The organism is Sphingomonas sp. Leaf33 (assembly GCF_001421785.1).
Lineage (GTDB): Bacteria > Pseudomonadota > Alphaproteobacteria > Sphingomonadales > Sphingomonadaceae > Sphingomonas.
The window spans coordinates 1,938,349-1,962,864 of record NZ_LMLB01000001.1 but is presented as its reverse complement, the minus strand read 5'-3'; the positions used below and the strand labels follow the sequence as shown (position 1 = coordinate 1,962,864).

The window sequence follows — 24,516 nt, the reverse complement described above, 5'->3', positions numbered from 1 at the left end:
TATTTCCGCCCCATGATCGACGAATTGGATCGGCCGCGCGCCGTGCGCGTGGCGGCAGAGGACGACGTGGCGGTGGCGTTGGAAGCGTTGCCGGCGGGCGAGGCGGTACGGGTCGGGGAGGACGCGATCGTCCTGCGCGAAGCCGTGCCGGCCGGGCACAAGTTTGCGGTGCGCGCGGTGGCGACTGGCGCACCGGTACGCCGTTACCGCGCGCCGATCGGGGTTGCCACCCGCGACATCGTAGCGGGCGATCATGTCCACAGCCACAATGTCGCGACGGCGCTAACGGGCGAGCTCGATTACAGCTTCACCGCGCCGGCGACGCCGCGTCATTCCGACGTCTACGCTGCCAGGACGTTTCGTGGATACCAACGTGCCGACGGCACCGTCGGGACGCGCAACGAGCTGTGGATCGTGCCGACCGTCGGCTGTGTCGGCCGGCTCGGCGAGCGACTGGCGACCGCGGCTGCGGCACGGGCGGCGGGCCGTGTCGATGGCGTTCACGCCTTCAATCATCCGTTCGGCTGTTCGCAGCTGGGTGCCGATCTCGACGGGACCGCAGCGATTCTGGCGGCGCTCTCGCAGAACCCCAATGCAGGCGGCGTGCTGGTGCTGGGTCTGGGGTGCGAGTCCAACCAGCTCGACGACCTGCTCGCGCGCATCCCGGCCGAACGCCATGACCGGCTGATCGCGGTCCGCGCGCAGGGCGAGAGCGACGAATTCGCGGCCGGCATGGCGGCGATCGACCGGCTGCTCGGCATCATGGCGACCGATACGCGGACGCAGGTGCCGCTGTCGGCGCTGCGCCTGGGCGTGAAATGCGGCGGGTCGGACGCGATGAGCGGCCTGACCGCCAATCCCCTGATCGGCCGCATGGCGGATGCGGTGACGCAAGCGGGTGGTACGGCGATCCTGACCGAAATCCCTGAGATGTTCGGCGCGGAAGGACTGCTGCTCCAGCGAGCCGAAAGCGAGGAGGTGTTCGATCGGCTGAGCACCGTCGTGAACCGCTTCAAACGCTATTTCCTCGACCACGGCGAACCCGTGTCGGAGAACCCGAGCCCCGGAAACATCGCCGGCGGGATCACCACGCTGGAGGAAAAGTCACTCGGCGCCGTGCAGAAGGGCGGCTTGGCGACGGTCGCCGACGTGATCGACTACGGCGGCCGCGTGACGCGTGCCGGGCTGACGATCCTGGAGTCGCCGGGCAACGACGCGGTGTCCACGACGGCACTTGCCGCGGCGGGCGCGACGATCACCCTGTTCTCGACCGGCCGGGGCACGCCGCTCGGCAGTCCGGTGCCGACGATGAAGATCGCCTCCAACGCGGCGCTGGCCGAGCGTAAGGTCAACTGGATCGACTTCGATGCCAGCGTCGTACTCGACCAGGGAATGGAGGTCGGGGCCGCGACGCTGCTCGATCGCATCCTGGCCGTCGCCAGCGGCACGCCGACCCGTAACGAAACCAACGACGAGCGCGCGATCGGCATCTGGAAGCGCGGCGTCACCCTATAACTCAGACATGATTGTGGACAGGCCGTCGGCGCGCCCGCTAGAGCCGCGACGGACGAGTTCGGGAGATTGCGCGTGATTGACGGAAGCATGCTGATCGGAGCCACGGCGCGCCAGGCGCCCGTGCGGTTCCAGGCGATCGACCCGAGCGTCGGCGAGACCATTTCCGGCGACTTCTCGTCCGCCACGCCGAAGGACGCAGCGGAAGCCTGTGCGCTCGCCGAAGTCGCCTTCCCGGCCTATGCGGCGACGACCCCCGAAGATCGCGCGCGCTTCCTCGAGGCGATCGCGGAAGACATCCTCTCTATCGGCGATCCGCTGATCGCGCGTGCGATGCAGGAATCCGGTCTGCCGCGTGCCCGGCTGGAGGGGGAGCGGGGACGTACCGTCGGCCAGTTGCGCCTGTTCGCCGATGTCGTGCGGCGCGGTGATTATCTGGACGCCACGATCGACCCCGCGATGCCCGATCGCGCGCCGCTGCCGCGCCCGGACATGCGGCGCGTCAACCTGGCCATCGGGCCGGTCGCGGTGTTCGGGGCATCCAACTTCCCGCTCGCCTTTTCGGTCGCCGGTGGCGACACTGCCTCGGCGCTCGCGGCGGGTTGCCCGGTCGTCGTGAAGGGCCACCCCGCGCACCCCGGGACCGGCGAACTGGTCGCGCGCGCGATCCGTGCCGCCGTGGCGCGCTGCGGCCTGCCCGAGGGCACATTCTCCTACCTGCCGGGCGAGACCAACGATCTGGGCAGTGCGCTTGTCGCCGACCCGAACATCCGCGCGGTCGGCTTCACCGGCTCGCGCGGCGGCGGGCTGGCGCTGGTCGCCATCGCCAATGCGCGCAAGGAACCCATCCCGGTCTATGCCGAGATGTCGAGCATCAATCCGGTCGTCCTGTTCCCGGCCGCACTGGCGGCACGTGGGACGGCGCTGGCGGAAGGTTTCGTTCAGTCGCTGACGATGGGGGCGGGGCAGTTCTGCACCAACCCCGGGTTGCTGCTCGCGATCGATTCACCGGAACTGGATGCGTTTGTCGCCGCGGCGGGCGAGGCGCTGAGCAAGAGCGCGCCCGCAACCATGCTGACGCCCAGCATCCACAACAGCTTCGATTCCGGCGTCAAGGCACTGGCCGATCACGACGCGGTGCACACGGTTGCGCGCGGGTGCATCGGCGACGGCGTCAACCAGGCGGTCGGCGCGCTTTTCGAGACGACGGGCGAGGTTTTCCTGGCCGATGCGGCACTCGGTCATGAGGTGTTCGGATCGTCCTCCGTCGTCGTACGGTGCCGCGATATGGACGAGATCGCCCTCGTCCTCGGCGCCATCGAGGGCCAGCTGACGATCACGCTGCAGATGGACGTCGGCGATACCGCCGACGCGGCGCGGATCGTCCCCGTCGCTGCCCGCCGTGCCGGTCGTGTCCTAGCCAACGGCTGGCCGACCGGAGTCGAGGTCGCGCCGGCAATGGTCCACGGCGGGCCGTTCCCGGCGACAAGCGATGGCCGCACGACCAGCGTCGGCACTGCCGCGATCGAACGCTTTGTGCGCCCGGTCTGCTTCCAGAACCTGGCGCAGGACCTGCTGCCGCCTGCGGTGACGGATGCCAACCCGTGGCGCTTCACCCGTCGCATGGACGGGAGCCGCGAGACCGCACCACGCTGATCCGTGACCGCGCGACGCGGCCGACATCGACGGGTCCTAGTCGTTCCTCGCGTCCACTGGCTTGTGGACGCGGTCGTCGCGACCTCGTCCGGTCACCTGCCGCTACGCACGGATTGGCTATGTTGGCGGTGAGATTAAGACGCTTCTCAGCGAGGACGGTCGACACAATCGTACCCGCCAAACCTGGGCGTAACAACGGCTCGCGCTGATCGGCCACGCGGTCAATCTGACGCGAGCTGATCTCTAACCGCCATTTCAGAAAATGGTGACCCCTACGGGAATCGAACCCGTGCTTCAGCCGTGAAAGGGCCGCGTCCTAACCGCTAGACGAAGGGGCCACGTCGCCGTGGGCTGCGCTCCGTTAGGCAAGGACGCGGCGGGGGTCAACAGTGTTTGTGCGGCTTTTGTGCGCCATCGCGGTCAATCGGCGGGGCCCGTCGGCGGGGTCAGTCGGCCCAGGCGGCGTCGTCGATGTGGAGCTCGGCTGCGCGGCTGCTCGACCAGTCGTCGATCTTGGCGCGGCCGGCGAGCCACAGGCGGCGGTGGGGCGGGGCGCCGAGCAGGGCAGCGCCGAGTGCGGTGTCGGCGGCGCGGAAGGCCATCGCCTTCAGGCTGCGGCCGTCGTTCCCGGCGACGATCGCGCGGACGTGGCCGTTACCCACCACGCTCGCCTTCACGATCCGTACGGGCCCGGCGGCGACGCGGGGAGAGGGCCAGCCCATGCCGTAGGGGCCACCGGCCTCCAGCGCCTCGACCAGGTCGGGTGACACGCCTGCAGGCGCGAGGACGGCGTCGAGCAGGAGCGCGCGGTTCTCGGATGCGCGGACGACTGTTTCGGCCAGGCGCTCCTCCAGGAAATCGGCAAAGGCGGGGACCTTGTCGGCGTCGATCGTCAGACCCGCTGCCATGGCGTGCCCGCCGCCGGCCACGAGCAGGCCGTGCTCCCTGGCAGCCATGACCGCGGCGCCAAGATCGACGCCGGGGATCGACCGGCCCGAACCCTTGCCCACGCCGTGTTCGTCGAGCCCGATGACGATCGCGGGGCGACCGAGCCGCTCCTTCAGGCGCCCGGCGACGATGCCGATGACGCCGGGGTGCCACCCCGCGCCCGCGACGACCGCGACCTGGCGATCGTGGCCGAGCAGAGCGTCGGCATCGGTCTGGACGCCGAGCTCGATCGCGCGGCGATCCTCGTTCAGCCGGTCGAGCTCCTCGGCAATCGCGCGGGCTTCGTCCGGGTCGTCGGTGGTGAGCAGGCGGACGCCGAGGTCGGACTTGCCGACGCGGCCCCCGGCATTGATCCGCGGCCCCAGTGCAAAGCCCAGGTCGGTCGCGGTCGGTGCCCGCGTCAGGCGCGAGGCGGTAATGAGCGCGTCGATGCCGGGGTTGCGGCGGTTGGCCATGACCTTCAACCCTTGCGCGACGTAAGCACGGTTCAGGCCGCGCAACTGCGCCACATCGGCGACGGTGCCGAGTGCGACGAGATCGAGCAGGTCGAGCAGCTTGGGCTCGGCGCGGTTCGCGAAAAACCCGCGATCGCGCAGCGTCCGGATCAGGCCTGCGCCGAGCAGGAAGGCGACGCCGACCGCGGCGAGGTGACCGTGCGCGGCGCCTTCGCCTTCGTCGAGGCGGTTGGGGTTCACCAGCGCGTGCGCGACGGGAAGGGCGGAGGCGCATTTGTGGTGATCGACCACGACGACGTCGATCCCTGCGTCCTGCGCGTCCTGCAAGGCCTCGAACGCCTGCGCGCCGCAATCGACAGTGACGATCAGGCGGGCCCCCTGTTCGCCGAGCCGCCGAAGGGCGACGCCCGATGGGCCATAGCCCTCGATCATGCGGTCTGGGATATAGGCGGTGGGCGACAGGCCGAGATCGCGCAGCAGGCGAATGACGAGTGCCGCGGACGTCGCACCGTCGACGTCGTAGTCGCCAAACACCGCCACCGCTTCGCCCGCCTGCACGGCGTCGGCCAGCCGCTCGGCGGCGCGGTCCATGTCGCGGAAGATCGACGGGTCGGGCATGAAGCCGCGGATGCTGGGGTTGCGGTGCGCCTCCAGCGCCTCGCGCGGGCAGCCGCGCGACAGCAGCAACTGCGTCACCAGGTCGTCGGGCACAAAGCCGCCGCCGACGTCACCGGCCAGCCCCCGCCAGCGCCACGGCTGGCCGAGGATCGACCGGTCGATGTTCAGGACCGGGCTCACGCGCGGGCGCCGATCACAGGTACCACGGCTGTTCGCGAAACCACTTGGTGACGACGTACTTCGTGCCCTCCGTGACGGTGGTGCCTTCGTGGAGCGTCATCGGGTTGGGGCTGCCGTCGGGGGTCATGTTATTCCACGCGAGCAGCATCCGGCGTCGCGGCGGGATCTTGATGCCGGCCTGCGGAAACCAGGTCGCGCCGCCTTCCTCGACCTCGTTCAGGTACAGCATCGCGGTCCAGGTGCGCTGACCGCCTTCCTGCGTCATGCGCTGCCAATAGGGCTGGCTGCCCTGGAAATAATCATGGTGGGCACGAAACTGCTGGCCCGGTGCATAGCGCTGGCCCTGCATCGTTTCGCCATGTGGCGGATCGATGCCGAGCAGGTGGGCGATGCGTTCGTCGATCGGACGGACGAGCGGAGAGAAGCGATCCATGTCGCAGCTCTCGCTGGTGCGATATTCGGGATCGGGCGCGTCCGACAACAGGGTCGAGGGGCGGCGATGGCGGTCGATCAGCCCGATCAGCGCGTCGCATTCCGCGTCGGTCACGAAGTCGAGATGGTAATAGACCTGCGCGGTCGGCAGCGCGACCTGCTCGACCGCCGGGTTGGCCGCCAGCCGTGCGGCGACCGATCGGCCGATGGCGGCACGGGCGCTCGAGGGACGGTCGGGGTTGTCGACGGGAAGGCGGGCCATGCCGGGCAGATTGCGTGCGCGGCCGGCAAAAGCAAGGGGCCGACCGTCGCCGGCCGGCCCCTGTTTTGCGTGGCTTACCAAAAGATGTCGTAGATCACGTCCACGACCTGGCCCGAGTCGATATCGACGAGCATCGCGTCGTTATAGTACCGCACCCACCGATACGGGCCGTATGCTGGCGGCAGGCGGTAATCCCACGGATCGTTGATCCAGTAGTTCTGCTGGAACAGGATCGAGCCGAGCGTGATGCCGACGCCGAAGCGCTGGTAGCCGTAGTTATAGCCCCGCGGCGGATAGTAACGCGGCAGGCGATAGGCGGAGCGGTTGCTGCCGCGCCAGCCCTGCCAGTCGTACCGGCGGTCGTTGCGCCAGTCGCGGTTCCAGCGCTGACCGGTGCGATTCCAGTCGTTGCCACGGTCCCGGGTGCCGCCCCGATACCCGTCGTTCCGGCGCGTATCGCGATTCCAGTCGCGGCGGTCGTCCCGGCGTTCCTGGCGGAAATCCTGGCGATCGTCGCGGCGGTCTTGGCGATACTGCTGCGGCGTCACGCGGCCCTGCGCCAGGTCGCGACGATCCTCACGGCGTTCCTGTCGATAGTCCTGGCGGTCGTCGCGGCGATCCTGGCCGTAGCCGTCCGGGCGTTGGAAAGCGCCGCCGGTCGCGCGCGCCGCCTCGCGCTGGGCGCGGAACGCCTCGCGGTCGAAGCTCGGGCGCTGGACCTGACCCTGGACCTGCACCTGTGCCTGGGCACGAGCGGCGTCACGCCGCGCGCGGAAGGCGTCGCGATCGAACGTCTGGCCGCTCGCCTCCGCCTGCACCCGCGCCGCCTCGCGCTGGCCGCGCATCGCGTTGCGGTCGAAATTGCCGCCCTGCGGACGTTCGGGCCGCTGGAACGAATCCATGCTGCGTTCGGGGCGCTGGGACGGGGCTGGGCGATCGGCCTGCGGTGCACCATCGCCGCGAGCGGCACCGCCGCGACGGCCCTGCCACTCCTGCGCGCTCGCCAGGACCGGCGATAGCGCGGTCGCCGCGACCAGCGCGGACAAAATGAACTTCTTCATGGACCAACTCTCCACTCGCCGGTCCCCCGGCCCATCGTCGATGATGCCGGATTAGGGCAGGGGAGGTGAGCCGTGGCTGAATTGGGCTGAAAGCATATTGTCAGGAAACGCCGATGCCGTCAGCGGACAACGGGTGACAGCGCCGGCACGTCACGCGCCGCCTCGGACGGATCGATGTCGGGCGAGGGGACCGCGTCCAGCGTCTCGTCCCCGCGCGCGATCGCCGCGGCTTGCAGGACCGCATCGACCAGGCGCGGATAAATGCCGCAGCGGCACAGTTTGGTCAGGCCGCGCCGGATGTCGTCCTCGGTCGGGTTGCGGTTGGCGCGCAGCAGCGCTTGGGCCGCCATGACGACGCCGGGAATGCAATATCCGCACTGGACGAGGTTGGCGGCGAGGAACGCCTGTTGCAGCGGATGATTGCGGTCGCGCGACAGCCCTTCGATGGTGGTGACGAAGCTGCCCTCCAGCGCGCCGATCTGCACCGTGCAGGACCGCACGGCGCGCCCGTCGATATCGACCGTGCATGCGCCGCAATCGCCGCTGCCGCAGCCGTATTTGGTGCCGGTCAGGTTCGATGCGTCGCGCAGCGCGAACAGCAGCGGCGTCGTCGGATCCATCGCATACTGGATCGGCTGGTTGTTGACGGTGAAACGGGTCATCGCAAGACGCGTCCTACCGCCTCGCATCTGCGCGCGAAAGGCGGAACGCGTCGCGCGATACGGTGTTTGTCGAGCCTAGCGAAGAAACGTCCAAGCGAAGGAGGCCGACGATGCCGAAGGTGCTGAGCCAGTTTTCCATTACCCAGGAAGCCGACGGCTATGTCCTGCATGTCGAGGACGAGGACGGCGACACGACCGAGTACAGCGCGACGCTGGACCAGATCGACGACATCGCGATCGCGATCGAGGACCTGGACGTCGTCGATGAGGATGATCCCGCGCTCCTGGACGCGGACGACGAGGAACGGACCGAGGACGAGGATTGATCGTCAGCGGTTCGTCCCGGGTACCGTCGGGGGACACGCCATCTGGCTCGCGTCCCCCGACGTCGTTCGGGACGAACGGAGCAATCCTAGCGCGGAGCCACCGCCGGCTCGGGTGACAGCGGCCTCGGACCCTGTGCTGTCGTTTCCAGCAACGCGTCGCCGCCCAGAGTCCGGTACAGTTCCGTCAGGTTCTGTGCCTGCGCCAATCGGGTGCTGACCAGCGAGCGTTCGGACGAATAGAGCGAGCGCTGCGCATCGAGGCTCTGGAGGAAGGTGTCGATGCCGCCGCGGTAGCGAGCGTCGGACAGCACGTAGTTGTCGCGCGATGCGACGACCAACGCAGTCTGGGCCCGCACCTGCTCGCCGATCGTCCCGCGTCGTGCCAGGGCGTCGCTGACTTCGCGGAAGGCCGTCTGGATCGTGCGTTCGTAGGTCGCGAGGTCGCGGTCGAACGTCGCCCGCGCCTGATCGACCTGCGCACGGCGGGCACCACCTGCAAAGATGTCATAATCGACGCCGCCGCTGGCGCTCCAGGTAAAGGCATCGCCGTTGAACAGACCGCCGAGCGCGCCGCTGGCCAGCCCAAGCAGCCCGGTCAGGCTGATGCGGGGGAACAGCGCCGCGCGTGCCGCGCCGATCCGGGCGTTGGATGCGCGCAGGTCATATTCCGCCTGCACCACGTCCGGCCGTCGCAGCAGGATGCCCGAGTCGAGCCCGGCGGGCAGTTCTGCCAGGGTCGGCACGACCGCCTCGATCGATTCGGGCAGAAGTGCCGGATCGACATCGGCCCCGACCAGCAGGCGCAGCAGGTTGGCGTCCTGCGCCAGCGCGGTGCGTTGCTGGGCGAGGTCGGAATTCGCCTGCGCCAGCACGAGTTCGGACTGACGCAAGTCGGTGCGTGGCGCGATGCCGCCGGTCAGGCGCGCACGGGTCAGGCGAACGCTGGTTTCCGCGCTGCGCGCGGTCCGCTCGGCGATCAGCATCAGGCTGCGATCGGCGGCGTAGGTAGTCCACGCGTCGGCGATATCGCCGACCAGGGCCAGCCGGGTCGCGCGCGCCGTCGCCTCGGTCGCGAAATAATCCTCCTGCGCCGCCCGGCTGAGCGCGGCGAGGCGGCCGAACAGGTCGATTTCGAACGCGGTGATGCCGACACTGGCCGAGTAGCTGTCGTTTACGCCGCCGCCGGTGGTGACCGCGCCGGTTCCGGCGCCCGCCCCTGTGCCGGTCGTCGTGGTCGTCGTGCCGCGGCGGATACTGGCGCCCGCCGATGCGCCGATGGTCGGGAACCGTGCCGCGCGCTGGATGCGAAATTCGGCGCGGGCGATCGCGATGTTGGCAGCGGCGATCCGCAGGTCGCGGTTGTTGGCAAGGGCGGTTTCAATCAGCTGCTGAAGTCGCACATCGCGGAAGATGTCGCGATAGCTGACGGCGGGCAGCGCAGCCTCGCTCTGGCGCAGATAGGCGGCACCGATCGGCCAGGACGGCGGGACCGGCGCGACGGGCCGATCATAGGTCGGCGTCATCGAACATCCCGCAAGCGTGGTCGCGGCGAGGAGGGTCAGGGCACGGCGCATCAGGCGTCTCCCTCCACCGGCCTGGCCGGACCTTGGTGCCCGGTCGGCTTGCCGCGCAGCTTGGCCAGGCCATCGCGGACGCCGCGACGGACAAGGACGAAGAACAGCGGGATGTAGAAGATCGCGAGGATCGTCGCCGTCAGCATGCCCCCGATCACCGCCGTGCCGATCGCGATGCGGCTGTTGGCGCCGGCCCCGGTCGACAGCGCGAGCGGCAACACGCCGAAGATGAAGGCGAGGCTGGTCATCAGAATGGGACGCAGCCGCAGCTTGGCCGCTTCCAGCGCGGCGTCGATGACGCGTGCACCCTTCTTCTCGGCCTGTTCGGCGAATTCGATCATCAGGATCGCGTTCTTGGCGGCAAGACCCATCGTCGTCAGCAATCCGATCTGGAGATAGACGTCGTTCTCCAGCCCGCGCAGCGTCACCGCAAAGACCGCACCGACGAGACCGAGCGGAATGATGAGCAGCACGGCCGCGGGAATCGACCAGCTTTCATACAGTGCGGCGAGACACAGAAAGACGACGAGCAGCGACAGCCCGTAGAGCAGCGGGGCCTGGCCCGCCGACAGCCGTTCCTGATACGACAGGCCGGCCCACGCGACCGACGTGCCGGGCACCTGCGCGGCCAGCTCCATCATCCGGTTCATCGCTTCGCCCGAGCTGACGCCGGGTGCCGCCTGCCCGGAGAATTCGAACGCGGGCACGCCCGAGAATCGCGACAGCGTCGTCGGTGCGGTCGACCAGCCGATCGTCGCGAACGCGCTAAACGGCACCATCTGGCCATCGCTGCCGCGGACGAACCATTTCGAGATATCCTCGGGCGACGCGCGATACTGGGCATCGCCCTGGACGTAGACGCGCTTCACGCGACCGCGATCGATGAAGTCGTTGACGTAGCGGCCGCCCCAGGCGGTCGACAGCGTCGTGTTGACGTTGGCCTGGGTCAGGCCGAGCGCCGACAGCTTGGTCTGGTCGATATCGATCTTGAGCGTTTGGATGTCGGGCAGGTCGGTCAGGCGGACGGCACGCAGTTCGGGGTCGGCCGTTGCCGCCGCGAGCAGTGTCTCGCGCGCGGCGACGAACTGTTCGCGGCTCATTCCGCTCGAGTTCTGCAACTCCATGGTAAAGCCGCCGGTCTGGCCGAGACCGCGGATCGAGCCGGGGACGAGTGCGAACACCTCCGCATCGCGCAGCCCCTTGAACGCAGCGCTGGCGCGGTCGGCAATCGCGTCGGCGCCGTTCTCCACGCCTTCGCGCTCGGCCCAGTCCTTCAGGTTGAGGAAGCCCTGGCCGGTGTTCTGCCCCGACGCGCCGCCGCCACCGCCGCCTGCGCTGGTCAGCATGACGTCGACGTTCTTGCCCTCCGGACCCAGGAAATAGTCGATGATCTGGTTCTGCACCTGCACGGTCCGCGCCTGCGTCGCACCCGCGGGCAGGCGGAACTGGATCTGGACGCGGCCTTGGTCCTCGGTCGGCAGGAAGCTGGTCGGCAGGCGGAAGAACAGCACGACGAGGACCGCGACGATCCCGGCGTAGATCAGCAGGAACAGCCACTTGCGGTCGATGACCTTGCGCGACGCGCTGACATAGCGGTCCGACGTGCGGTCGAAGAAGCGGTCGAACTTGTCGCCGGCCCCGCGGACGAACCCGGCGACGCGCGGGATGCGGCGGTCGGCCCACGTATCGCGGCCATCGCCTTCGCCCTTCTGCTTCAGCAGATTGGCTGTCAGCGCAGGGCTGAGGATCAGCGCGACGACGACCGACAGGATCATCGCCGACACGATGGTGATCGAGAACTGGCGATAGATGACGCCGGTCGACCCGCCGAAGAACGCCATAGGCAGGAACACCGCCGACAGGACGAGCGCGATCGCGACCAGCGCGACCGTGATCTCGTTCATCGACTCGATCGTCGCATCGCGCGGCGACATGCCCGGGTTTTCCTCCATCAATCGCTCGACGTTCTCGACGACGACGATCGCGTCGTCGACGAGCAGGCCGATGGCGAGAACAAGACCGAACAGCGTGAGCGTGTTGATCGAGAAGCCGGCGACCGCGAAGACCGCAAAGGTGCCGAGCAGCACGACCGGCACCGCGATCGTCGGGATCAGCGTCGCGCGCCAGCTTTGCAGGAACACGAACATGACGATGACGACCAGGATGACCGCCTCGATCAGCGTCTTCACGACCTCTTCGATCGACAGCTTGATGAAGGCGGTCGAATCATTGGGATAAGCGTAGGCGAGGCCCGGCGGGAAATTGCGCGCGGCGTCGGTCATGAAGGCGCGCACCGCCTCCGCCGTCGCCAGCGCGTCGGCGCCCGGCGCCAGGTTCACTGCGATGCCGGCGCCCGGGTGGCGGTTCGTCTTGCTGATCGAGGCGTAGCTCTCCTGCCCCAGCTCGATACGACCGACGTCCGCCAGCCGGACGGTGGCGCCGCTCGGCTGGGTCTTCAGGATGATCTTGGCGAACTGCTCGGGTGTCTGGAGGCGCGACTGCGCGGTGACGGTCGCGTTCAGCATCTGCGTCTCGGCGTTCGGCACGCCGCCGACCTCGCCCGCCGCCACTTCGGTATTCTGGTTCTGGATTGCGGTGATGACGTCGCCAGGCATCAACTGCACTGCGGCCAGGCGCGCAGGGTCGAGCCAGATCCGCATCGCATACTGCGATCCGAAGACGTTGGTCTCGCCGATGCCCGGGATGCGGCCGAGCGAATCCTGCAGGTTGGAGACGAGATAGTCCGAAACGTCGGCGTTGCTCATCTTGTCGGTCTGGTCATAGACCGACACGATCATCAGGAAGTCGGGGTTCGACTTGGTGACGCGGACGCCTTGTTCCTGCACCTGCTGCGGCAGGCGGCTGATCGCCTGCTGGATGCTGTTCTGGACCTGCACCTGCGCGATGTCGGGATCGGTACCCTTCTCGAACGTCGCCGAAATCGTCACCGACCCGCGCGAGGAGGACGAAGAGGTGAAGTAGAGCAGTCCGTCGATGCCGGTCAGCTGTTGTTCCAGCACCTGCGTGACGCTGTTCTCCAACGTCTCGGCCGATGCACCGGGGAAGGTCGCGCGGACGTTGACCTGTGGCGGCGCGACGTCGGGATATTGCTCGATCGGCAGCGTCATCAGCGCGCCGACGCCGGCGAGCATGATGATGATCGAGATCACCCAGGCAAAGATCGGGCGATCGATGAAGATGCGGGAGATCACGATGTCTTCTTCGCGCTGTCACTCTGTTGCGCATCGCTGCGGGGCGGGGCGACGCGCTGCACGGCCCCGGCCGGGACAGGACGGATGTCCGCCCCCGGTTTCAGCTTGCCGAGGCCTTGCGTGATGATCTTGTCGCCTGCGTTCACGCCGCGGGTGACGACCCAATACGCGCCTTGCGTGCGCGGGGCGGTGACTTGGCGCTGCACCGCCTTGTTGTTCTCGCCCACGACATAGATCGTCGCGGCGCCCTTCGCATCGCGCGATACTGCCTGCTGCGGGATCAGGAACGCGTTGGGCTCGATCGCCTGGTTGAACTGTGCGCGCACGAACATGCCAGGCAGCAGCAGGCCGTTGGGATTGGGAAAGCGGGCGCGCAGCGTGACGGTCCCCGTCGTCTGGTCGACGGTTACTTCTGTGAACTGGACCGTGCCGGCATAGCCATAGTCGCTGCCGTCCTCCAGCTTCAGCCGGACCTGGGCGCTGGCCGGCATCACGTCGCCGCGGGCGAGCGAGCGGCGCAGCGACAGCATTTCGGCCGCCGACTGCTGGATGTCGACGAACATCGGATCGAGCCGCTGGATGATCGCCATCGGATCGGTCTGGCTGCTGGTCACGAGCGCACCGACGGTCGCCAGGCTGCGGCCGATCCGTCCGGTGATCGGCGCGGGCACCTGGGTAAACGCCAGGTTAACCCGCGCTGTGTCGAGCGCGGCGCGGTTCTGCGCGACCTGGGCGGCTGCCTGGCGTTGGGTCGCGATGGCGTCGGTGTAGTCCTGCTTGCTGACCGCTTCCATCTGCGCGAGCGGACGGTAGCGTTCGGCGCGGACGCGGGCGGCTTCTTCGGTCGCGGCGGCGGCGGCGACGTTGGCGCGGGCCTGGTTAGCGGACGCTTGATAGAGCCGCGGGTCGATCTGGTAGAGCGTCTGCCCGGCGCGGACCAGCGCGCCTTCGGTAAACAGGCGGCGGCGGACGAGGCCGGTCACCTGCGGACGAACCTCAGACGTCTCGAACGCTGCCGTACGCGCGGCGAGTTCGGTCGGCAGCGGAACCGCGGTCGGCCGCGCGACGACATAGCCGACCTGCGACGGGCCGCCACGGCCACCCTTGGTAGCGCCGGTTTTCGAGGCGTCCTTGTCTCCGCTGCCGCAGGCGCTGAGGGTCAGGGCAAGGGCGGCGGCGACGGCGCGCGATGGAGTGATGTGCACGGTGAGGGTTAACCGATAGCAAGAGAATTGGTTGCGCGGGCGGTACGATGTGTCGGCTGGCGGACACAGCCGCGATATGGGATGGGGACGCAAGGGAAAATGACCATGATCCTTCACGACTATTGGCGATCGTCCGCCGCCTATCGCGTCCGTATCGGGCTGAACCTGAAAGGGCTAGGGTTCGAATCCGTTTCGCACGACCTGCGAGCGGGCGAGCAAAGGCTGCCTAGCTATCGATCTGTCGCACCTCAAGGGCTTGTGCCGGCGATCGAGCAGGATGGCGTCGTCCTGACCCAGAGCCTGGCCATCCTCGAATGGCTGGACGAGGTGCATCCGACACCTGCGTTCCTGCCCGCCGACGCGGCCGGACGCGCCCGTGTCCGCGCGTTGGCGTACACGGTGGCGATGGATATCCATCCGGTGAACAACCTGCGCATCCTGAAGACGCTGAAGACCGATTTCGACGCCGGGCAGGACGCGATCGACGATTGGGTACGCCGCTGGATCGCCGAAGGATTCGCCGCACTGGAGGCGATGGCAGGCGCGGGCGACTATCTGTCGGGCGCGACGCCCGGTCTCGCCGATATCTGCCTGGTCCCGCAATGGTATAACGCGGAGCGGTTTGCGCTCGACACCGCGCCCTATCCGAAGCTCGCCGCAATCGTCGCTCGCGCCAACAAGCACCCGGCCTTTGCCGCCGCGCACCCAGGCCGCCATCCGCACGCGACGGATTGACGCGCCCGCCAGCCAAGCCTAACCGCCGCCGCAGATGGTGCCCGCAAGGGCGAAGAGGGAAGCCGGTGCAAATCCGGCGCTGTGCCCGCAACTGTAAGCCGGGAGCCGAGGGTCAATATGTCACTGGAAGCATCCGCTTCCGGGAAGACGACCCGAAGGTGACGATCGGCGAGCCAGGAGACCTGCCATCGCGTCGTTCGCCGCCTGGCCGGGTCCAGCCATGCGCGTCGGGGAATGATCCCTTCGTAACGACAGCCATGTGGCCGTAGTCGCGTCGCCCGATCCGGGCGGCGGGCCGTGAATGTCGTTATTGCTTCCGTTCGGTTCGACGCCGCGCGGGGTGGGGACTATTCGTGACCAGAATTCAAACCTCCGTTCGCACTGAGCTTGTCGAAGTGCTGTCCTTCCTGGCGAGAAAGGGCAGGGCTTCGACAGGCTCAGCCCGAACAGTATTATTGTTGAGCGCGGTGCTTTCCTCGCTGCCCGCCGCCGCCCAGACCACCGCCGTCCAGGGTGACGACGTCGTCGTCACCGCCAACCGTACAGAGCGCGCGGTCGACCAGGTCGGCCAATCGGTCACCGTCATCACATCGGAAGAGATCGCGGCGCGCCAGACCCAAGCCGTCGTCGATCTGCTCCGCACCGTGCCCGGCGTCAGCTTCACCCGCGCCGGCGGCATCGGCACCGTTGCGTCGGTCAACATCCGCGGTGCCGATCCGCAGCAGACATTGCTGCTGGTCGACGGCGTCAAGCTCGACGATCCGGCAAGCCCGGGCGGCGGTTACGACTTCGGCAACCTGCTGGTCGGCAATATCGACCGGATCGAGGTCGTCCGCGGCGCGCAGAGCGTCATCTGGGGCAGCCGCGCGATCGGCGGCGTGGTGAACGTCATCACTCGCGCGCCGAGCGACGACTCGGAGGTCACCGCCAAGGGCGAATATGGCTGGCGCGACACGGTCAACACCACTGCCAATGCCTCGGGCAAGCTTGGCCCGGTATCGGCAAGTCTTGGCGGCCAGTATTTCCGAACCGACGGCTTTTCCGCCTTCAACGAAGCGCGCGGCGGGCGCGAGCGGGACGGCTATCGCCAGTATGGCGCGAACGCCAAGCTGGCGGCCGACCTGACCGACGCCTTCTCGCTGGAAGCGCGCGGGCGGTATTCGGATGCGAAGATCGACCTCGACGGCTTCCCCGCACCGGCCTTTGCGCTTGCCGATACGGCTGATTATTCGACCAACACGGAACTAAGCGGCTATGCCGGTGCGCGCCTGGCGCTGTTCGACGGCGCGTTCCGCAATCGCCTGGGCGTCGCCTACAGCCGCATCGACCGGGCGAACTTCGGCGCGACCGGCCCGGCCACGTTCGATTCGCGCGGGCTCAATCGCCGGTTCGAATATCAGGGCGTCGCCCAGACCGGCATCGCCCAGGCGACGATCGGCGCGGAAAGCGAGCGGTCGCGGTTCGACACTGTCAGTTTCGGCACGGCGGCGCGCGCCCGCGCGCTGATCAACAGCGTGTACGGCGAACTGACGCTGACGCCCGTTACCGGCGTCGCGCTGACCGGTGGCGTGCGCCACGACGACCACAGCCGCTTCGGTGGCGAGACGACCGCGGCGGGCAACGTTGCGCTCAGCCCCAACGGCGGGCGTACGGTCGTTCGTGCCAGCTACGGCGAGGGCTTCGGGGCGCCGTCGCTGTACCAGCTGTTCGGCGATTACGGGAATCAGCGTCTGGTGCCGGAACGCGCCAACAGCTGGGACGCGGGCGTGACCCAGAAGCTGCTGGGCGAGGCGGTGCAGGTCCAGGCGACCTGGTTTCACCGCGACACGCGCAACCAGATCGACTTCGTGTCGTGCTTCGGCGTGACCAGCGGGATCTGCGTCAACCGGCCGTTCGGGACCTACGACAACATCCGCCGCACGCGCGCGCAAGGTGTCGAGGCGACGTTGGTGCTCCAGCCGGTCGAGCCGCTCCGCGTCGCCTTCGCCTACACCTATCTCGACGCGACCAACCGCGATACCGGCCGCGAACTCGCACGCCGGCCCCGCGAGAGCGTGAACATGGTGGCCGATTATCGCTGGGACTTCGGTCTGTCGGCAGGCGCGACGATCACGCACGTCGGCGACAGCTTCGAGAATGCGAGCAACACGCGCCGTCTCGATGGCTATGTGCTGGTCGACCTGCGCGCGAGCCTGCCCGTGGGCGATCGGTTCGAGGTGTTCGGCCGCGTCGAGAACCTGTTCGACGAGGCCTATGAGACAGTCTACCTCTACGGCACGCCGCGGCGCGCGGCGTACGGCGGGGTGAGACTGAAGCTGTGATCCGCTGGCTGGCGATGCTGTCGGTGCTGGTGGCCGGATGCGCTCCGGCCCCCGTTTCGCTGCGCACGGGGCGCCCGATGCGCATCGTCAGCCTGGATTATTGCGCCGACCAATATGTGCTGAAGCTGGTCGGGCGGGACCGCATCACTGCGGTTTCGCCCGATGCGGCTGCCGAATTTTCGTACATGCGCGCGGCGGCGCTAGGTCTGCGGCAGGTGCGCCCGCAAGCAGAGGACGTGCTGCTGCTGAAGCCCGACATGGTCGTTCGCAGCTATGGTGGCGGACCGAATGCAGCGGCGCTGTTCGAACGCGCCGGGGTGCCGGTCTTGCAGCTTGGCTATGCGCCGGACCTGGCCGGCATCCGTACGGTGCTGCTCGATACCGCGACCGGGCTTGGCGAGCGGGCACGGGGCGAAGCGATGGCGGCGGCGTTCGATGCGCGGCTGGCGGCGTTGCGGCGCGCATCGACGGGCAAGTCGGCGCTGTATGTGACCCCGGGGGGCGTGACGACCGGGCCGGGTTCGATCGTCGATGAAATGCTGCGCGCGGGCGGGCTGGTGAATTTCCAGACGGCCGGCGGGTGGGGGCCGCTGCCGCTGGAACGGCTGGCCTATGCCCAGCCGGATGTCGTCGCGGCAGCTTTCTTCGACACGCGGTGGAACCGGCCCGATCCGTGGAGTGCCGCCGCGCACCCGGTCGTCGGGCGAGCACTGAAGGGATTGCCGACGGCGGAATTGCCGGGCGCGTGGACGGCGTGCGGGGGGTGGTTCGTGCTGGATGCGGTCGAGAAGCTGGCGCAGGTCGGCCGGCCATGAGAATTTCAGTCACGCTCGCTGCCGCAGCACTGGTCGCGATCGTTGCGGCCTGCTTCCTCGGCTCGACGCCGCTGCCGGCCGACCGCCTGTTCGCCGCGCTGATCGGCCAGGGCCTGCCGGGCGACACCATCGTGGTCTGGATGATCCGCCTGCCGCGCGCGCTGGCGGCATTCCTGGCCGGCGCGGCGCTGGGCATCAGCGGCGCGGCGCTGCAAGGCCTGCTGCGCAACCCGCTCGCCGAGCCGGGCGTGCTGGGCGTCTCCGCCTGCGCGACGCTCGCGGCGACCGTCGCGCTCTACTACGGCGTCGTCGGTGCGTCGCCGATCGCGCTTCCCGCCGCATCGATCCTCGGCGCACTTGCCGCGACTGCCGTCATCGCCGGCGTGGCGATGCGGACCACGTCGGTCGCGACGCTGATCCTGATCGGCGTCGGTCTGTCGAGCTTTGCCGGGGCGATCATGGCGCTGTTGCTGAACCTCGCGCCCGATCCGTTCAGCCTGGGCGACATGATCAACTGGACATTGGGATCGGTCGCCAATCGCAGCTTCGGCGAGATCGCGGGCACGCTGCCGTTCATGGTGGTGGGCGCAGCGCTGCTGTTCCTGACCCGGCGCGGCCTTTCGGCGCTGACCCTGGGCGAAGAAGCCGCCGCGGGCATCGGCCTGGACCTGCGCCGCCAGCGGATCGCCGTGGTGCTGGGCGCGGGGCTGGCGACGGGGGCTTCGGTTGCACTGGCCGGCACGATCGGTTTCGTCGGCATCGTCGCGCCGCATCTCGTGCGGCCGTGGGTCGGGCATGATCCGGCGCGCAGCGTCGTGCCGTCGGGCCTGTTGGCCGGACTGTTCCTGGTGCTGGCCGACATCGGCGTCCGGCTGATCCCGACGACCGCCGAGCTGCGACTGGGCGTCGTCGCAGCTCTGGTCGGTGCGCCGTTGTTCGTCGTCATCGCCGCGCGGAGGCGGGGGGCATGATCCGGGCGGAGGGCTTGCGCTACGGCGCGATCATCGCCGACGCCGGGCTGAGCGTCGGGCCGGGCGAACTGGTCGTGCTGCTTGGGCCCAACGGGGCGGGGAAGACGACGCTGCTGCGGCTGCTGCTCGGGCTGCTGGCGCCCGATGCGGGGAGCACGACGATCGACGGCATCCCTGCGACAGACGTCGGGCCGGCCGAGCGCGCGCGGGCGGTGTCCTATCTGCCGCAAGCGCGTCCCGTCGCCTGGCCCGCCCGGGTCCGCGATATCGTCGCGCTCGGGCGCTTCGCCTACGGCGCCGGCGGTCGATTGCGCGGGCAGGATGCCGCGGCCGTTGATCGCGCTATCGCCGCCTGCGACCTCGACGCGCTTGCGACACGTGCCGCCGACACGCTGTCAGGGGGCGAAGCGGCGCGGATGCATCTGGCGCGCGCACTGGCCGCGGAGGCGCCGGTCATCGTCGCCGACGAACCCGTCGTCTCGCTCGACCCCCGGCACCAGCACCGCTTGCTGGCGCTGCTCGCAAATTTCGTGGCCTCGGGCGGCGGGGCGCTGGTCGTTCTGCACGACCTGGACCTCGCCGCGCGCTACGCCGACCGGCTGGTGTGGATCGCCGACGGGCGTATCGTCGCCGACGGATCGGTGGCGGAGACGATGACCGCGGATCTGATCGCCCAGGTCTACGGCGTCCGCGCGCGGGTGACGGCGGACGGAGTGATGGTCACCGGCACGCTCTAGCGCGCGGCCGGTCCAAAGCGCGCCGACAGGTCGTACGCCGCGCCGATGAACAACTGGCGGACATAGGTGATCGGCTCGCCGCCGCGCCACGTCCGGCGTTCGATCGCCAGGCAGGCGGTGCCCGTGGCCACCCCCAGCTGCCGCGCGCTGGCGCCATCCGCACCCATTGCCGCGATGCGGCTTTCGGCCTCGGTCCAGGCGACGTGTTCGAGCAGCCACGCGCCGGGCGAGGTCTGCGCGAAGTCCGCCGCTTCGGCTTCCGGCACCGCGACCAGCGCGACCAGCCGGTCCTCGATCGCGAGCGGTGCCCCGTCCGCCAGATGCGTCCCGCTCAGGTGCAGCAGAGCCCCGCCACGCGCGATCTCGGTCGCGACCGGGTCGGTGGGGTCGGCGGCGCGGACCGTCCGTGCCTCCAGCCGAAACGCGTAGGCCTGACCACGATTGCGGACCTCGACCGCCAGATCCGGGATGTCGAGCACCATTGAGTGCACGCGCGGCCGCGTGACGAAGCTGCCCGCGCGCTTGCGGCGTTCGATGAACCCGTCCGCGGCGAGCGCGGCCAGCGCCTTGCTGACAGTCATCCGCGAGCAGCCGTACTCGGCCATCAGTTCGTGCTCGACAGGGATGCGCGATCCCGGCGCGCGCGTGCCGGCGAGTATCTCGCGTTCGAGGTCGCGGCGGATGCGGTCGTGGAGCGGAGTCATGCGAGCAGCCGTTCCAGCGCGTGGCGATATCTCGCGGCTATGGCTTCGCGGGCAATATGCCGGCCGCCCGCGACCACCTGTCTGCCCCGCCGCCACACGCCGTCGATCGCGCTGCGCCCTGCGGCAAAGACCAGCGCGTCGAGCAGCGCGTCGCCGCTTCGCCCGACGAGTGCGGGATGGTGCGGGTCGAGCGTGATGAAGTCCGCCGCATCGCCCGGTGCGCTGAGCGCCTGCGCACCGCCGGCCAGCGCGCTGCGGTACAGCCGCGCCCCGCTCGATCCGCCCGGCGCCAGCGGGTTGCGCACTCGCCGGGTCAGCCGCTGGCCATAGTCGAGCAGCCGCAGTTCCTCGGTCGCATCGATCAGCACGTTCGAATCCGACCCGACGCCAAACCGTCCGCCGGCGGCCAGCCACTCGATAGCGGGGAAGATACCGTCGCCCAGATTGGCCTCGGTGATCGGGCATAGTCCGGCGACCGCCCCGGTCCGCGCGGCGCGGTCGGTTTCGGCCGGCGTCATGTGGGTCGCATGGACCAGGCACCAGCGCGGATCGACCGCGGCGTGATCGAGCAGCCATTCCACTGGCCGTGCACCGCTCCAGGCCACGCAGTCGTCGACTTCCTTTACCTGTTCGGCGATGTGGATATGGACCGGTCCGGCGGTCATGCCGGGCAGGGCGGCGAGATCGTCGGGCGACACGGCGCGCAGGCTGTGCGGGGCGATGCCGGCGACCGCGTCGGGCAGCCCCGCGACGGCGCTGGCGCTGGCGTCCAGCAGGCGCGCGAAGCCATTTCGATCGGTGACGAACCGGCGCTGCCCCGCGCTCGGCGCCGCACCACCGAAGCCCGACTGCGCGTAGAAGACGGGCAGCAGTGTCAGGCCGATCCCCGTCTCTCCGGCCGCTGCGGCCAATGCGGCGGCCATCGCGGCCGGGTCGTCGTAGCGCTGTCCGTCGGGGGCATGATGGAGGTAGTGGAATTCGCCGACCCGGGTGAATCCGCCCTCCAGCATCTCCACCTGCGCCATCGCCGCGATCGCGTGGAGGTCGTCGGGCGTGATGCGATCGACGAAGCGGTACATCGCGTCGCGCCAGGTCCAGAAACTGTCTTCCCCGATCGATCCCCGCTCGGCGAGCCCCGCCATGCCGCGCTGAAAGGCGTGGCTGTGGAGATTGGGCAAGCCCGGCAGACCGATCGCGTGCCGTTCGTCGGTGGGGCCCGGTGACGCGTGCGGTTCGACCGCAGTTACTCGGCCGTCCGACACCGCGACACGGGTAGCGGCAAGCCAACCGGCATCGCCCAGCCACTGATCGAAGAAGAACGTCGGCATGTTGATAATGTCTATACATTAAACATGGCTCATGCCAAGTCGCTGCCATGCTCTGCGGCACCCTCTGGCGCAACGCGCGACTCGCGACGATGGTCGGCGCCGGGATCGGCGTCGTCGAGGATGGCATGGTCGCCGCAAAGGATGGCCGCATCGTCTATGCCGGGCCTTCGCCCGGCGCTGTTTTCACTGCGGAATGCACCGTCGATCTCGGGGGCCGCTGGATCACGCCCGGTCTCATCGACTGCCATACGCACCTGATCCACGGCGGCGACAGGGCGGCAGAGTTCGAACAGCGGCTGGCCGGCGCAAGCTATGAGGAGATCGCACGCGCCGGCGGTGGCATCGTCGCGACGATGCGCGCGACGCGAGCAGCGAGCGAGGCCGAACTGGTCGAGAGCGCCTTGCCGCGGCTCGACGCGCTGATCGCCGAAGGTGTCACGACGGTCGAGGTGAAGTCGGGCTACGGTCTGTCGACAGCCGATGAAGCCAAGTCGCTGCGCGCGGCGCGGGCGCTCGGTATGCGGCGCGATGTCGGCGTGACGACGACGTTCCTCGGTGCCCATGCGCTGCCGCCGGAGTGGGCCGGTGATGCGGACGGGTACATCGCGCACATCTGCGACGCGATGCTGCCCGCCATCGCGGCCGAGGGGCTGGCCGACGCGGTCGATGCGTTCTGCGAGGGGATCGGCTTTTCGCCCGAACAGGTCGCGCGCCTGTTCGCAGCGGCGCAGCGGCACGGTCTGCCGGTCAAGCTCCATGCCGAGCAGCTGTCCAACCTCCACGGCGCGCGAATTGCTGCGCAGCATGGCGCCCTGTCGGCGGATCATCTGGAGTGGCTCGACGCCGCTGGCGTCGCCGCGATGGCCGCCAGCGGGACGATCGCGACACTGCTGCCCGGCGCTTTCTACGTCACGCGCGAAACGAAGCTGCCGCCGGTCGATGCCCTGCGCGCCGCGGGCGTACCGATGGCGGTCGCGACCGACTGCAACCCCGGCACGTCGCCGATGACGTCCATCCTGCTGGCGATGAACATGGCGGCGACCTGTTTCCGCCTGACCGTCGACGAGTGCCTGCGCGGCGTCACTGTCAACGCCGCGTGTGCGCTGGGCCTGCAAGACCGCATCGGCACGCTGGAACCCGGCAAGGCCTGCGACCTGGCGATCTGGGACATCGAGCGCCCGGCGGAGCTGATCTATCGCATCGGCTTTAACCCCCTTCACCAACGGATACGAAACGGCCGATGATTACGCTGACCCCCGGTACCGCCACGCTCGCCGACTGGCGCGCCGTCTATCGCGGAGCGGCGCTGTCGCTCGACCCTGCCTGCCGCGATGCGATCGCGGCGAGTGCCGCCGCGGTCGATCGGATCGTCGCGCGCGGCGCCCCGGTCTACGGGATAAATACCGGCTTCGGAAAGCTGGCGAGCGTGCGGATCGAAGCGGACGACCTCGCGACGCTCCAGCGCAATATCGTGCTGAGCCACGCCGCCGGCGTCGGCGCACCGTCCCCGCGCGCCATCGTGCGGCTGATGATGGCGCTGAAGCTGGCCAGTTTCGGGATGGGGGCGTCGGGCGTGCGGCCGGCGACCGTCGCGATGATCGAGGCGATGCTGGCGGCCGACGCGCTGCCGGTCGTGCCGTGCCAGGGCTCGGTCGGTGCAAGCGGCGACCTGGCACCGCTCTCGCACATGGCCGCAGCGATGATCGGGGTTGGCGAGATCGATATCGCCGGGCGGGTGCTGCCGGCCGCCGAGGCGCTGCGTGAGATCGGTTTGGCACCGCTCGATCTCGGCCCGAAGGAAGGCCTGGCGCTGCTCAATGGCACCCAGTTCTCGACCGCCAATGCGCTGGCCGGGCTGTTCGAGGCGGAGGCGCTGTTCAAGGCAGCGCTCGTTACCGGTGCGCTGTCGACCGAAGCCGCCAAGGGCTCGGACGCGCCGTTCGATCATCGTATCCATGCCCTGCGCGGCCACGCCGGACAGATCGCGGTTGGTGATGCGCTCCGCGCCTTGATGGCGGGCTCGGCAATCCGCGCGAGCCACCGCGTGGACGACCCGCGGGTGCAGGACCCCTACTGCCTGCGCTGCCAGCCCCAGGTGATGGGCGCCGCGCTCGATGTGCTGCGCCAGGCGGGACGGACGCTGGAGGTCGAGGCGAACGGGGTATCGGACAACCCGCTGATCTTTGCCGACACCGATGAAGCGCTGTCGGGCGGGAATTTCCATGCCGAGCCGGTCGCCTTTGCCGCCGACATGATCGCGCTGGCGATCTGCGAGATCGGCAGCATCTCCGAACGCCGCATCGCGATGCTGGTCGATCCCGCGCTGTCGGGCCTGCCCGCATTCCTGACGCCGCGCCCGGGGCTGAATTCGGGGTTCATGATCCCGCAGGTGACGGCGGCGGCGCTGGTCAGCGAGAACAAGCAGCGCGCCTATCCGGCCAGCGTGGATTCGATTCCCACCTCGGCGAACCAGGAGGACCATGTGTCGATGGCCGCCCACGGCGCGCGGCGGCTGCTGGAGATGGCGGCGAACGCGCAGGCCGTCGTCGGGATCGAGTTGCTGGCGGCGGGGCAGGGGTGTGACTTCCATGCGCCGATCCTGTCGTCGGACGCGCTGGAGCGGGCGCGGGGATGCCTTCGGGAGCGGGTGCCGACGCTGGAAGAGGACCGGCATTTCCATCCGGATATGGAGGTGGCGGCAGGACTGGTGCGGTCGGGGGCTTTGGTCGCGGCTGCTGGCGCGGACCTGCCGGGAGTGTGCGCATGACTGAACATCCTCCCCGGTACGGGGAGGGGGACCGT

19 protein-coding genes, 1 tRNA gene and 1 riboswitch are annotated in these 24,516 nt (G+C 69.0%); of the genes, 10 read left to right on the top strand and 10 right to left on the bottom strand.

Annotated features, from left to right (window positions below):
* Positions 1-12 precede the first annotated feature (12 nt).
* The gene (locus ASE86_RS09605) at positions 13-1,515 is read left to right on the top strand and encodes a UxaA family hydrolase (RefSeq protein WP_056426966.1); all 1,503 of its coding nucleotides are present in this window, start codon (positions 13-15) and stop codon (positions 1,513-1,515) included.
* A gap of 72 nt (positions 1,516-1,587) precedes the next feature.
* Positions 1,588-3,168, top strand: coding sequence for an aldehyde dehydrogenase (NADP(+)) (locus ASE86_RS09600; RefSeq protein ID WP_056425183.1), 1,581 nt, complete (start codon positions 1,588-1,590; stop codon positions 3,166-3,168).
* Between the two features lie 263 nt (positions 3,169-3,431).
* On the opposite strand, the gene ASE86_RS09595 is transcribed toward ASE86_RS09600, so the two are convergent.
* From ASE86_RS09595 to ASE86_RS09575, 5 genes are all read right to left on the bottom strand, one after another.
* A tRNA-Glu gene (locus tag ASE86_RS09595) sits at positions 3,432-3,506 on the bottom strand.
* A gap of 108 nt (positions 3,507-3,614) precedes the next feature.
* The gene (gene recJ / locus ASE86_RS09590) at positions 3,615-5,369 is read right to left on the bottom strand and encodes a single-stranded-DNA-specific exonuclease RecJ (protein ID WP_056425180.1); all 1,755 of its coding nucleotides are present in this window, start codon (positions 5,367-5,369) and stop codon (positions 3,615-3,617) included.
* A 13-nt stretch (positions 5,370-5,382) separates the two neighbouring features.
* Positions 5,383-6,063: a prolyl hydroxylase family protein gene (locus ASE86_RS09585; RefSeq protein WP_056425178.1), complete on the bottom strand. Its 681-nt coding sequence runs from the start codon at positions 6,061-6,063 to the stop codon at positions 5,383-5,385.
* Positions 6,064-6,137: 74 nt separating this feature from the next.
* The gene (locus ASE86_RS09580; protein ID WP_056425175.1) at positions 6,138-7,124 is read right to left on the bottom strand and encodes an RcnB family protein; all 987 of its coding nucleotides are present in this window, start codon (positions 7,122-7,124) and stop codon (positions 6,138-6,140) included.
* Positions 7,125-7,243: 119 nt separating this feature from the next.
* Positions 7,244-7,786: a (2Fe-2S)-binding protein gene (locus ASE86_RS09575; protein ID WP_056425172.1), complete on the bottom strand. Its 543-nt coding sequence runs from the start codon at positions 7,784-7,786 to the stop codon at positions 7,244-7,246.
* 110 nt (positions 7,787-7,896) lie between these two features.
* On the opposite strand from ASE86_RS09575, the gene ASE86_RS09570 reads away from it, so the two are divergent.
* On the top strand, positions 7,897-8,112 hold the full coding sequence (locus tag ASE86_RS09570) for a hypothetical protein (protein ID WP_056425169.1): 216 nt from the start codon (positions 7,897-7,899) through the stop codon (positions 8,110-8,112).
* Between the two features lie 86 nt (positions 8,113-8,198).
* On the opposite strand, the gene ASE86_RS09565 is transcribed toward ASE86_RS09570, so the two are convergent.
* Genes ASE86_RS09565 through ASE86_RS09555 form a run of 3 tightly spaced genes read right to left on the bottom strand, consistent with a single transcriptional unit; the run spans position 8,199 to position 14,103 of the window.
* Positions 8,199-9,686, bottom strand: coding sequence for an efflux transporter outer membrane subunit (locus tag ASE86_RS09565; protein ID WP_056425167.1), 1,488 nt, complete (start codon positions 9,684-9,686; stop codon positions 8,199-8,201).
* Positions 9,686-12,898, bottom strand: a complete 3,213-nt coding sequence (locus ASE86_RS09560) for an efflux RND transporter permease subunit (protein ID WP_056425165.1) — start codon at positions 12,896-12,898, stop codon at positions 9,686-9,688. Before ASE86_RS09560 ends, ASE86_RS09565 begins: the two co-directional genes overlap by 1 nt.
* Positions 12,895-14,103: an efflux RND transporter periplasmic adaptor subunit gene (locus tag ASE86_RS09555; RefSeq protein ID WP_235524034.1), complete on the bottom strand. Its 1,209-nt coding sequence runs from the start codon at positions 14,101-14,103 to the stop codon at positions 12,895-12,897. The genes ASE86_RS09560 and ASE86_RS09555 overlap by 4 nt, the downstream gene beginning before the upstream one ends.
* Positions 14,104-14,202: 99 nt before the next feature.
* Here ASE86_RS09555 and maiA point away from each other — a divergent pair, with 99 nt between their 5' ends.
* From maiA to ASE86_RS09530, 5 genes are all read left to right on the top strand, one after another.
* On the top strand, positions 14,203-14,838 hold the full coding sequence (gene maiA / locus ASE86_RS09550) for a maleylacetoacetate isomerase (protein WP_321162986.1): 636 nt from the start codon (positions 14,203-14,205) through the stop codon (positions 14,836-14,838).
* A gap of 18 nt (positions 14,839-14,856) precedes the next feature.
* A riboswitch (cobalamin riboswitch) is annotated at positions 14,857-15,043 on the top strand.
* Positions 15,044-15,305: 262 nt separating this feature from the next.
* Positions 15,306-17,159 (top strand): TonB-dependent receptor plug domain-containing protein, encoded by a 1,854-nt coding sequence (locus ASE86_RS09545; RefSeq protein WP_235524085.1) that lies wholly within the window; start codon positions 15,306-15,308, stop codon positions 17,157-17,159.
* On the top strand, positions 17,156-17,974 hold the full coding sequence (locus tag ASE86_RS09540) for an ABC transporter substrate-binding protein (RefSeq protein ID WP_235524033.1): 819 nt from the start codon (positions 17,156-17,158) through the stop codon (positions 17,972-17,974). Before ASE86_RS09545 ends, ASE86_RS09540 begins: the two co-directional genes overlap by 4 nt.
* On the top strand, positions 17,971-18,945 hold the full coding sequence (locus ASE86_RS09535) for a FecCD family ABC transporter permease (protein WP_056425162.1): 975 nt from the start codon (positions 17,971-17,973) through the stop codon (positions 18,943-18,945). Before ASE86_RS09540 ends, ASE86_RS09535 begins: the two co-directional genes overlap by 4 nt.
* Positions 18,942-19,682: an ABC transporter ATP-binding protein gene (locus tag ASE86_RS09530; protein ID WP_056425159.1), complete on the top strand. Its 741-nt coding sequence runs from the start codon at positions 18,942-18,944 to the stop codon at positions 19,680-19,682. The genes ASE86_RS09535 and ASE86_RS09530 overlap by 4 nt, the downstream gene beginning before the upstream one ends.
* On the opposite strand, the gene hutC is transcribed toward ASE86_RS09530, so the two are convergent.
* Together hutC and ASE86_RS09520 are read right to left on the bottom strand one after the other, a co-directional pair.
* A complete protein-coding gene (gene hutC / locus ASE86_RS09525; protein WP_056425156.1) occupies positions 19,679-20,386 on the bottom strand; it encodes a histidine utilization repressor in 708 nt (235 codons plus the stop codon). The two genes, ASE86_RS09530 and hutC, sit on opposite strands and share 4 nt — an antisense overlap.
* The gene (locus tag ASE86_RS09520) at positions 20,383-21,714 is read right to left on the bottom strand and encodes a formimidoylglutamate deiminase (protein WP_056425154.1); all 1,332 of its coding nucleotides are present in this window, start codon (positions 21,712-21,714) and stop codon (positions 20,383-20,385) included. Before ASE86_RS09520 ends, hutC begins: the two co-directional genes overlap by 4 nt.
* 47 nt (positions 21,715-21,761) lie before the next feature.
* Between ASE86_RS09520 and hutI the strand changes: the two genes are divergently transcribed.
* Positions 21,762-22,958 carry an imidazolonepropionase gene (gene hutI / locus ASE86_RS09515; protein WP_056425152.1) on the top strand — a complete coding sequence of 399 codons (1,197 nt, stop codon included), beginning with the start codon at positions 21,762-21,764 and terminating at the stop codon, positions 22,956-22,958.
* On the top strand, positions 22,955-24,481 hold the full coding sequence (gene hutH, locus ASE86_RS09510) for a histidine ammonia-lyase (protein WP_056425149.1): 1,527 nt from the start codon (positions 22,955-22,957) through the stop codon (positions 24,479-24,481). The genes hutI and hutH overlap by 4 nt, the downstream gene beginning before the upstream one ends.
* Positions 24,482-24,516: the final 35 nt, after the last annotated feature.

Bases quoted from the DNA above. Each gene is read 5' to 3' on its own strand.
- ASE86_RS09535 (WP_056425162.1), top strand. From the start codon at position 17,971: ATGAGAATTTCAGTCACGCTCGCTGCCGCAGCACTGGTCGCGATCGTT.
- ASE86_RS09570 (WP_056425169.1), top strand. From the start codon at position 7,897: ATGCCGAAGGTGCTGAGCCAGTTTTCCATTACCCAGGAAGCCGACGGC.
- hutC (WP_056425156.1), bottom strand. From the start codon at position 20,386: ATGACTCCGCTCCACGACCGCATCCGCCGCGACCTCGAACGCGAGATA.
- ASE86_RS09575 (WP_056425172.1), bottom strand. From the start codon at position 7,786: ATGACCCGTTTCACCGTCAACAACCAGCCGATCCAGTATGCGATGGAT.
- hutI (WP_056425152.1), top strand. From the start codon at position 21,762: ATGCTCTGCGGCACCCTCTGGCGCAACGCGCGACTCGCGACGATGGTC.
- ASE86_RS09530 (WP_056425159.1), top strand. From the start codon at position 18,942: ATGATCCGGGCGGAGGGCTTGCGCTACGGCGCGATCATCGCCGACGCC.
- ASE86_RS09520 (WP_056425154.1), bottom strand. From the start codon at position 21,714: ATGCCGACGTTCTTCTTCGATCAGTGGCTGGGCGATGCCGGTTGGCTT.
- ASE86_RS09580 (WP_056425175.1), bottom strand. From the start codon at position 7,124: ATGAAGAAGTTCATTTTGTCCGCGCTGGTCGCGGCGACCGCGCTATCG.
- ASE86_RS09585 (WP_056425178.1), bottom strand. From the start codon at position 6,063: ATGGCCCGCCTTCCCGTCGACAACCCCGACCGTCCCTCGAGCGCCCGT.
- hutH (WP_056425149.1), top strand. From the start codon at position 22,955: ATGATTACGCTGACCCCCGGTACCGCCACGCTCGCCGACTGGCGCGCC.
- ASE86_RS09605 (WP_056426966.1), top strand. From the start codon at position 13: ATGATCGACGAATTGGATCGGCCGCGCGCCGTGCGCGTGGCGGCAGAG.
- maiA (WP_321162986.1), top strand. From the start codon at position 14,203: ATGACCATGATCCTTCACGACTATTGGCGATCGTCCGCCGCCTATCGC.
- ASE86_RS09565 (WP_056425167.1), bottom strand. From the start codon at position 9,686: ATGCGCCGTGCCCTGACCCTCCTCGCCGCGACCACGCTTGCGGGATGT.